This window comes from Comamonas sp. CAH-2, from assembly GCF_009668305.1.
Classification (GTDB): Bacteria; Pseudomonadota; Gammaproteobacteria; order Burkholderiales; family Burkholderiaceae_C; genus Comamonas; species Comamonas aquatica.
The window spans coordinates 198,691-204,946 of the sequence record NZ_VSWF01000004.1 but is presented as its reverse complement, the minus strand read 5'-3'; the positions used below and the strand labels follow the sequence as shown (position 1 = coordinate 204,946).

Annotated in this window: 7 protein-coding genes; 6 read left to right on the top strand and 1 reads right to left on the bottom strand. The window is 65.4% G+C overall.

Annotation, left to right across the window (positions count from 1 at the left end; all coding sequences use genetic code 11):
• The 5 genes from FYM52_RS05160 to tatC all read left to right on the top strand — a co-directional run.
• A partial coding sequence (locus FYM52_RS05160) for a patatin-like phospholipase family protein (protein ID WP_154163318.1) occupies positions 1–1,021 on the top strand: 1,021 nt, incomplete at its 5' end.
• 54 nt (positions 1,022–1,075) lie between these two features.
• Positions 1,076–1,453, top strand: a complete 378-nt coding sequence (locus tag FYM52_RS05155) for a histidine triad nucleotide-binding protein (protein WP_042414249.1) — start codon at positions 1,076–1,078, stop codon at positions 1,451–1,453.
• Between the two features lie 115 nt (positions 1,454–1,568).
• A complete protein-coding gene (gene tatA / locus FYM52_RS05150; protein WP_042414246.1) occupies positions 1,569–1,802 on the top strand; it encodes a Sec-independent protein translocase subunit TatA in 234 nt (77 codons plus the stop codon).
• 40 nt (positions 1,803–1,842) lie between these two features.
• Complete coding sequence (gene tatB, locus FYM52_RS05145; RefSeq protein ID WP_154163317.1) at positions 1,843–2,331, top strand: Sec-independent protein translocase protein TatB; 489 nt, start codon at positions 1,843–1,845, stop codon at positions 2,329–2,331.
• A 96-nt stretch (positions 2,332–2,427) separates the two neighbouring features.
• Complete coding sequence (gene tatC / locus FYM52_RS05140; protein ID WP_154163316.1) at positions 2,428–3,222, top strand: twin-arginine translocase subunit TatC; 795 nt, start codon at positions 2,428–2,430, stop codon at positions 3,220–3,222.
• A gap of 186 nt (positions 3,223–3,408) precedes the next feature.
• Here tatC and FYM52_RS05135 read toward each other — a convergent pair whose 3' ends face one another.
• A complete protein-coding gene (locus FYM52_RS05135; protein WP_043379870.1) occupies positions 3,409–4,551 on the bottom strand; it encodes a S1C family serine protease in 1,143 nt (380 codons plus the stop codon).
• A 364-nt stretch (positions 4,552–4,915) separates the two neighbouring features.
• Between FYM52_RS05135 and FYM52_RS05130 the strand changes: the two genes are divergently transcribed.
• On the top strand, positions 4,916–6,247 hold the full coding sequence (locus FYM52_RS05130; protein ID WP_051519358.1) for an MFS transporter: 1,332 nt from the start codon (positions 4,916–4,918) through the stop codon (positions 6,245–6,247).
• Positions 6,248–6,256 lie beyond the last annotated feature (9 nt).

Sequence of the window (6,256 nt, the reverse complement as noted above, 5' to 3'; positions counted from 1 at the left end):
CCCCCCACAAGGTCTGAATCTGGCGCTGCAGGGCGGGGGCTCGCACGGGGCCTTCACCTGGGGCGTGCTGGACGCGCTGCTGGAGGACGGGAGCTTTTGCTTTCCCGGCATCAGCGGCACCAGTGCCGGCGCCATGAACGCCGTGGCCGTGGCCCAGGGCTTTGCCACGGCCGCCCTGCAACACCCGGAGGACGATGCGGCACGCCATGCGGCTGGCTGCAGCGCCGCGCGCAACGCCTTGCGCAAGCTGTGGGAGGGCGTGGGGGCCATGGGCAGCTTCACGCTGGGGGTGCCGGTGGCCAGCAACCCGCTGATGGGCATGATGTCGCAGTTCCTCTCGCCCTACCAGACCAACCCGCTGGACATCAATCCCTTGCGCCGGCTGCTGGAGCTGACGGTCGATTTCGCCCAGCTGCGCGCGGCCCTGTCGCACCCGGGCATGCCGCGGCTGTTTGTCTGCGCCACCAATGTGCGCACGGGCAAGGGCGAGATCTTCAGCGGCGAGCGCCTCAGCGCCGATGCCATCATGGCCTCGGCCTGCCTGCCGCAGCTGTACCAGGCGGTTGAGATCGACGGGCAGTACTACTGGGACGGCGGCTTTTCGGGCAACCCGGCCCTGTACCCGCTGATCTACCGCACCGACTGCCGTGACATGCTGCTAGTGCAGATCAACCCGATCGAGCACCATGAGCTGCCCGAGACGGCGGGCGACATCATGGAGCGCATGAACGAGGTGATGTTCAACGCCGGCCTGCTCAGCGAGCTGCGCGCCATCGACTTCGTGCGCCGCCTGCTGGCCGAGGGCCGCCTGGATGCCACGCGCTACAAGAGCGTGCTGATGCACCGCATCGACGGCGGCGCGGCCCTGAGCCACTTTGGCGCAGCCAGCAAATCGCGCGTGGACATGGGCTTCCTGCTGAAATTGTTTGCGCTGGGCCGCGCCCAGGGCCAGCAATGGGTGCATGATCACCGCCAGGACGTGGGCGTGCGCGAGACCCTGCAGATTGTGGACAATCCCTGACCGTGCACCCCGCACGCCCTGCACCTTCACCGAGAACTGAGAGTTGAGCCTTTGATGACCGAGCCCGCACTGACTGCGCACGACCCGAACTGCCTTTTCTGCAAGATCACCGCTGGCCAGATCCCCAGCCGCAAGGTGTACGAAGACGACACGTTGTTTGCCTTCCACGACATCCGCCCTGCGGCGCCGGTGCATTTCCTGATCGTTCCCAAGCAGCACATCCCCTCGATGGCCCAGGTCCGCCCGAGCGAGGAAGCCCTGCTGGGCAAGATGATGGCCCTGGCGCCCCAGCTGGCGCTGGAGCAGGGCTGCAACCCCTATCCCGAAGGCGGCTTCCGCATCGTGGTCAACACCGGGACCGAAGGCGGCCAGGAAGTGCACCACCTGCACCTGCACGTGATGGGTGGCCCCCGTCCCTGGAAGCACGGCTGATCGATTGCTGACACTGGATGAGGGCGCGGCCTGCACCCGGGTGTTCTAAGGCCATCTGCGGCGCCAAGTTGCAGCCGCCCGTCTAAAATGACTTGTATTCGTTAGGAGAAATCTCATGGGAACGTTTTCCGTCTGGCACTGGCTGATCGTGCTGCTGATCGTGGTTTTGGTGTTCGGCACCAAGAAGCTCAAGAACCTGGGCGGTGACCTGGGGAGCGCTGTCAAGGGCTTCAAGGACGGCATGAAGGACGGCACCGCTGGTGATGCCACCGCCGACAAGGCCGCCGTGGCAGACCAGACCAAGGCCGATAAGAACACCATCGACGTCGACGCCAAGCAAAAGAGCTGATGCTTGAACATGGCTGCAAGCACCGACCAGGGGCGTTGGCATGATTGACATCGGGATCTCGAAGTTGGCGCTGATCGGCGCGGTGGCCCTGGTGGTCATCGGGCCCGAGAAGTTGCCGCGCGTGGCCCGCACGGTGGGCACCTTGCTGGGCAAGGCGCAGCGCTATGTGTCCGATGTCAAGGCCGAAGTCAACCGCTCCATGGAGCTCGACGAGCTCAAGAAGATGAAGGAGTCGGTGGAGACGGCGGCGCGCGATGTCGAGCAGACGGTGCACACGGCCTCCAGCGATTTTGAGAAAGACTGGCGCGAGGCCACCGATTTCGCCTCGGACTACGACAGCGGCACGTCGACCAGCGACTACGGCAGCTACGACAGCCGCAGTGCCGTGGCGCCGGTGTACAAGAATCCGGGCAAGAATTTCCGCCTCAAGCGCGGCTCCGTGCCGCGCTGGTACAAGGCGCGCGCCGGCGTGCGCACGCACGTGCAGTCGGGCGCTGCCCGGGTGGCACGCTTCAAGCCCAAGCGCTGAGCGCGGGTGTGGTGACGCAGCGCAGGGCCTGCCGCCGTGCGCTGCGGCTTTCTTTCCTGAATGGCCGGGCTGCGCAGCCCGGCGCTTTTTCCGACCATGTCTGACAAATCCACCAAAGACGACGAGCTGGCAGGCACCGAGCAGCCCTTTGTGCAGCACCTGATGGAGCTGCGGGACCGCCTGCTGTACTGCATTTACGGGATTGCCCTGGCGGTCGCGGTGCTGGCGGTCTGGCCCGGACCGAACGGGCTGATCGATTTCATCGCCCACCCCATCAAGGCGCACATGCCGCCCGATGCCAAGCTGATTGCCGTGGGCGTGTTCTCGCCGTTCTTCGTGCCACTGAAGGTGCTGATGATGGTGGGCATCCTGTCGGTGCTGCCCTGGATCATGTACCAGCTGTGGGCCTTCGTGGCGCCCGGCCTGTACAACCATGAAAAGAAGTTTGCGCTGCCGCTGATCGTGTTCGGCAGCCTGCTGGCCTACCTGGGCATCGCCTTCGTGCAGTTCTTCGTGCTGGACAAGATGTTCGGTTTCATCCAGGGCTTCACGCCCGAGAGCGTGGCAGCCACGCCCGACATCGCCTCTTACGTCGAGGCCATCCTGTCGCTGTACCTGGCCTTCGGCATGGCCTTCCAGGTGCCCATCGTGGTGATGCTGCTGGTGCGCTTTGGCATCGTGGACATCGCCAAGCTCAAGAGCTTCCGTGGCTACTTCATCGTGCTGGCCTTCGTGGTGGCCGCCGTGGTGACGCCGCCCGACGTGATCTCGCAGCTGGCGCTGGCCATCCCGATGTGCGTGCTGTACGAGGTCGGTATTGTCGCCGCCGGCTGGTTCGCCAAGTCGTCCAAGAAGCCCGAGGACGACGAGGCCGAAGCGGCCACGGACTGATTCCTTACCCCCCCCTTGGTGGGGATGCAAAAAGCCCGCGCACCTGGATGGTGGGCGGGCTTTTTTGTGGGCGGATGCTGTCTGAAAAAGGAGCGCTGGGCGCTCGTATTCAGAGGTTTTTCAAGTGATTGGTGTTTGAAATGGCCTGCAGGCAAGCGGCAGGCGCTCTGCTTTTTGCATGCAGTCTCAGCGGCGGGCGCGTTGCGGTGCCGGGCGCACGCCGGGGGTGATGCTCAGCGTGGTCTCGCTGCCATTGCGCAGCACGGCAAACTCCGCCACCTGGCCGGGGGGCAGGGCGGCCACGGCGGTCATCATCTCGGCCACATTGCGCACGACCTGGCCCTGGACGGCGGTGATCACGTCCCCGGGCAGCATGCCGGCGCGCGCGGCCGGTGCGTCCTGCAGCACGCCGGTGATGATCACGCCCTGGGAGGCCTTGGCGCCAAAGGTTTCGGCCAGCTCCGGCGACAGTTCGTTGGGCTCCACGCCAATCCAGCCGCGCGTGACCTTGCCGTCCTTGACGAGCCCGTCCAGCACCAGCTTGGCGATGGAGACGGGGATGGCAAAGCCGATGCCCATGCTGCCGCCCGAGCGCGAGTAGATGGCGGTGTTGATGCCCAGCAGGTTGCCGTTCACATCCACCAGCGCGCCGCCGGAGTTGCCGGGGTTGATGGCCGCATCGGTCTGGATGAAGTTCTCGAAGGTGTTGATGCCCAGCTCCTTGCGGCCCAGGGCGCTGACGATGCCGCTGGTCACGGTCTGGCCCACGCCAAACGGGTTGCCGATGGCCAGCACGGTGTCGCCGACCACGGCGTGGTCGGAGTTGCCCAGGACGATGACGGGCAGCTTGTCCAGCTCCACCTTCAGCACGGCCAGGTCGGTCTCGGGGTCGGTGCCGATGATGCTGGCGTTGGCCATGCGGCCATCGGCCAGGGTCACGGCGATCTGGTCGGCGCCTTCGACCACGTGGTTGTTGGTCAGGATGTAGCCCGCCGGGCTGACGATGACGCCGCTGCCCAGGCCGGTCTGCTGCTGTGGGCCGACATCACCGAAGAAGAACTGGAACCAGGGGTCGTTGCTGCGCGGGTGGCGCACTTCCTTGCTGGTGTTGATGCTGACCACGGCCGGCATGGCCTTCTGGGCCGCGGCGGCCAGGCTACCGGGGGCGAATTCGGTGCGCGGTTCGGAGGGCGCCTCCAGCAGGGAGATGCCGGCGCGGCTGTAGGTGGCGCCGCGCTGCAGCCAGCTGGGCTGCAGGGTCGCCACGATGAAATAGGCGGCCAGCAGGACGGTGACAGCCTGGGAGAACAAGAGCCAGTAACGCTTCATAGCAACAGGTGGGGAGGGGCAATGGTCTGAAAGCGTACGCGCAAATGCGAAGCCTTGGCGGGCGCTCGGGTGTGGGAGGTGCCGCTTTGGAGTTGTCATCGTGAAACAAGATGAACCCCCTCTATTTTGCGAATTCGCTTCGCGAAACGCGATGTGCGGGTAAACCCTTTTGGTGCAAACCCTAGAATGTTCGATCGACTGCGCCACACTGCGTTCGTTCTTGGACGGGCACACCCGCCCGCCCGAGGAAGCCGCGGCTTCTCACCGTGAAGTTGCCAGAACCGTCCGGTCTGCCTTTAGCACCTATCCGTTGCCGTGGCTCTAGCGCTGTCTGACCAACTGAAGTTTCTGGAAAGACAACCCAATGAGTAAGCACCCGAATGCACAAGCCCACCAGGTGGCGGGCGGTGCACACCATCGTCCTTTGAACCGTGAGGACTACAAGACCCTGAGCCTGTCGGCCCTGGGCGGCACGCTGGAGTTCTATGACTTCGTCGTGTTCGTGTTCTTCGCCAACGTGATTGGCGCACTGTTCTTCCCTGCCGACCTGCCCGACTGGATGCGCCAGCTGCAGACCCTGGGCATCTTCGCCGCCGGCTACCTGGCGCGCCCCCTGGGCGGCATCATCATCGCCCACTACGGCGACAAGATCGGTCGCAAGAAGATGTTCACGCTGTCCATCTTCCTGATGGCCGTGCCCACCCTGGTCATCGGCCTGCTGCCCACCTACGAGACCCTGGGCATCGTGGCGCCCCTGCTGCTGCTGCTGATGCGCGTGCTGCAAGGCGCGGCCATCGGCGGTGAAATGCCGGGCGCCTGGGTGTTCGTGGCCGAACACTCGCCCGCCCGCAACTACGGCCTGGCCATCGGCACGCTGACCTCGGGCATCACCGGCGGCATCTTCCTGGGCTCCATCTTCGGCGTCTGGCTCAACAGCACCTACACCCAGGCCGAAATCCACGACTGGGCCTGGCGCATGCCCTTCATTGTGGGCGGCGTGCTGGGCCTGGTGTCGGTGTACCTGCGCCGCTTCCTGCACGAGACCCCGCTGTTCAAGGACCTGCAAAAGCGCAAGGCCGCTGACGTGGAACTGCCCATCAAGACCATCCTGCGCGAGCACAAGCAGGCCTGCTGGCTGGTGGCCCTGATGACCTGGGTGCTGTCGACCGCCGTGGTTGTGGTGGTGCTGATGACGCCGTCCTACCTGCAGAAGGTGTTCCACATCGCACCCGCCGACGCCATGACCGCCAACGCCGTGGCCACCGTCACCCTGACACTGGGCTGCGTGTTCTGGGGCTGGCTGAACGACAAGATCGGCACCCGCTGGACCATGGTGCTGGGCTGGGGCGGCATGGCCGTGACGGCCTACCTGTTCTACCTGGGCCTGCCCGGTCAGGACACCCTGGTGGCGCGCTATGCGCTGGTGGGCTTCTTCGTCGGCTCCATCTCGCTGCTGCCCATCGTCGGCGTGCGCGCCTTCCCCGTGGCGGTGCGTTTCACCGGCCTGTCCTTTGCCTACAACATGGCCTATGCCGTGTTCGGCGGCCTGACCCCCATGCTGGTGTCCGTGTGGCAGCAGGTGGACGTGATGGCGCCCGCCCACTACGTGGCGGCCATGGGCGTGCTGGGTGCGGCCATCGGCCTGTTCTGGCCCATGGCCTCGCGCGGCTGGCAGCCCAAGGTGCAGCACGGCTGATCGGTCGTT

Coding starts and splice junctions, on each gene's coding strand:
- FYM52_RS05155 (WP_042414249.1), top strand. CDS start 1,076: ATGACCGAGCCCGCACTGACTGCGCACGACCCGAACTGCCTTTTCTGC.
- tatA (WP_042414246.1), top strand. CDS start 1,569: ATGGGAACGTTTTCCGTCTGGCACTGGCTGATCGTGCTGCTGATCGTG.
- tatB (WP_154163317.1), top strand. CDS start 1,843: ATGATTGACATCGGGATCTCGAAGTTGGCGCTGATCGGCGCGGTGGCC.
- tatC (WP_154163316.1), top strand. CDS start 2,428: ATGTCTGACAAATCCACCAAAGACGACGAGCTGGCAGGCACCGAGCAG.
- FYM52_RS05135 (WP_043379870.1), bottom strand. CDS start 4,551: ATGAAGCGTTACTGGCTCTTGTTCTCCCAGGCTGTCACCGTCCTGCTG.
- FYM52_RS05130 (WP_051519358.1), top strand. CDS start 4,916: ATGAGTAAGCACCCGAATGCACAAGCCCACCAGGTGGCGGGCGGTGCA.